The sequence below is a fragment of the Streptomyces sp. NPDC051286 genome (genome assembly GCF_044455345.1).
Classification (GTDB): Bacteria; Actinomycetota; Actinomycetes; order Streptomycetales; family Streptomycetaceae; genus Streptomyces.
This window is the reverse complement of sequence record NZ_JBITER010000137.1, coordinates 1-2,421: the sequence shown is the minus strand read 5'-3', so window position 1 is coordinate 2,421 and position 2,421 is coordinate 1. Positions and strand designations below refer to the sequence as shown.

At 65.6% G+C, this 2,421-nt stretch carries 2 pseudogenes; one reads left to right on the top strand and one right to left on the bottom strand.

Going from position 1 to position 2,421, the window contains the following annotated elements:
- Nucleotides 1-848 precede the first annotated feature (848 nt).
- Nucleotides 849-1,049 (top strand): annotated as a pseudogene (locus ACIBB8_RS37765) (RimJ/RimL family protein N-acetyltransferase); the annotation flags it as partial.
- A gap of 398 nt (nucleotides 1,050-1,447) precedes the next feature.
- Here ACIBB8_RS37765 and ACIBB8_RS37760 read toward each other — a convergent pair.
- A pseudogene (locus tag ACIBB8_RS37760) lies at nucleotides 1,448-1,652 on the bottom strand (transposase); the annotation flags it as partial.
- Nucleotides 1,653-2,421: the final 769 nt, after the last annotated feature.

The window sequence follows — 2,421 nt, the reverse complement described above, 5'->3', positions numbered from 1 at the left end:
CTTCTTCCTGTCTCAGAGACGCCGGCTGGGCAGCCGACCTGAAACGAACGTACTTACAACACCATTACCTGTCATATCGGACAGGTCCCCGGCGTCGCATCACAGGGCCGACCGGGTGTAAACACCCCACCCCCCGCACCCCGGAACACAATCTGACTATCCGTCAAATAACAACAACATAAGCCCTGCTGGCACACGATTAGCCCACCCGAGCGACAAACCCCCACCCCCTCACCCACCCGGCAGCACACCCACCACCCACACACCACGCCCCCCACTACCCCGACACCCTGAACAACCATCACCCACCCCAGCCAACGCACCCTCACCACCCCAACCCAACCCCGCCACCCCCTCACCCCCACCAACCGACGCAACGGCGGCGCAGGCCCCCGCGACGACCCCCTCGATGTCCAGCCACGCGGCCCTATCCGCCATAGCGAAGTCCGCCAACAGCTCCCGAAGAAGTGGCCAAGGTTCCCGGGTAAGCCGTCGCCACCTGCCCATTCCCGCCCGCACCACTTGGGCCGTCCTCTCCTACACAGCGGTCAGCACTGTTCAGGACCTCTGGCCACCAATGCATGAGCAGCACTCACGTAATGAAGCGGCTACGGCCTTGCCGACTACCGCTGGGAAACAAGTTGTCCGTTGATTGGCCGTCGGCACGTCGCCGGGAATCGTGACAGACGAACCGCGGGAACAGATCGAGCCGCTGCCCCCGAAGCGGGAGCACAGGTTTGGCCACCCGGACCGGCCTGGGACATCGGACCGCCGAGGCCGCACCACCACGGACGCCCGTGAGAAGGTGCCTTCACGGTGTGCGCTGACGCCGACCGTGAATGGTGACGGTGTACGCGACACCCCTGGGCAATGACGGTGCCGAGATGCGCCCGCTCGAGCCCTGGCGGGCTGAGGAGTTCCTGGCCCACATCGACCGAGGACCGGAGTTCATCGGGCAGCACAACGTGCTCCCCGACGTCGTCACTGACCTGCAGTCGAGCCGGGCGTTCCTCCAGGCGTACGCAGATAAAACCGCGGCCGATACCGGCGGCGCCGTCTCCGCCATGACCAGCACCTTCGCGCCAGCCCGACGGCCGACGACGGATCACCGCCGGTCCAGCCGTTCCGGACACCGCACGGCCCCCCGACTCAACTCCGGGCACGGAGTGAGCTCGGATGGCTACTCCTCGCGTTCGTATTCGGCCTGTGCCCGCTCCTTGTCGAGTTCGTCCTGGGCGGCGCGGTAAATGTCGCTGACGACCTTGCGGACAGCCTGCGCATCGGACCCGGACGAGGCGTCCCGGATGCGGTCGGCCCATTCATCCACGTCATGCAGATTTTCTGATTTCTCACTCATATAACATTTGTACTCTTTTGAGGCTTCGCTTGCCTCCCCTATCGGTAGGTGAAGCGGCAGCGGTGACCACCATCGACAGACCACGGCGGCATGGACGGTGCCGCGGTTCGGGAAGTCGCGCGGGAGGCATTTCCAGGGAATTCCGATGCGGTTGACGTGCAGGATCGCGTTGAACATTCGACCGAGCTGGCTGTCTGCGGTCGAGTCGGGCTTTCCTCCAGGCCGTCAATGTCGCTTTGTCCAAGGCCCATCGGACTTTGGACAGGTCGCTTGGGGACGGCTTCCGCTGGCTCACGACACAGCGTTCGCACGGACGGACCTGTTCACCGCCGACAAGCGCGGGAAGATCAGCGTCAAGGGCGGCGCAGCCGAGTGGATCCACTGGCAGTCCGGCGCCGCCCGGTTGCTGCCCGTCTTCGGTCACACCCCACAGCTCAGAGGCGACGAGCACGGCCGGATGATCGCCGGCTCCCGCAGGCCGAGCCGGATACGTGGTCATCAGCCCGGAGCGGTCGACCTCCACCGCAACGTCGTGGGCGACAATCTCGTGAGCTGGGGCCATCCCCTCGTTCAGCGCGCGAGCATGCCAACTCCATCGCTACGGGATATTATTGACGGTCCGTTGAATACGGGCGTGCGCTCTGTCCAGCTTTCGGTCTGCGGCGACCGCCCCCGCGTCGCCGGTCGAGGTGTCCGTGGCAGGAGTACGTCCGGCAGGGCTCTGCAAGGACGCTGCCGGGACAAATGGGTCCACGACGCCCCGGATATCGAACCTCCTCAGCTTTGGCGCGAGCCAGAAATCCCATCAGTTCGTACGGCGGCGGCATCCAGGCATGCCGATCCGACATGGACCCGTCGGAACCGTCACTGTCCAGCACCTGGTGTCCGACGCCGCGCCCGACGACTTCGACGCGCTACTGTCGGGCGGCACCCTGGGTGTGGTGTGCGTGGGTGCGGCCGTGCGGTTCCGGGTGTCTGGCGGGGACTGTCCCCTCATGCCGGAAACCCCGGCCCGATTCCGACGGGCCGGGGTTTCCTTGTGACGCAAGCGGCTCTGTCAGTAC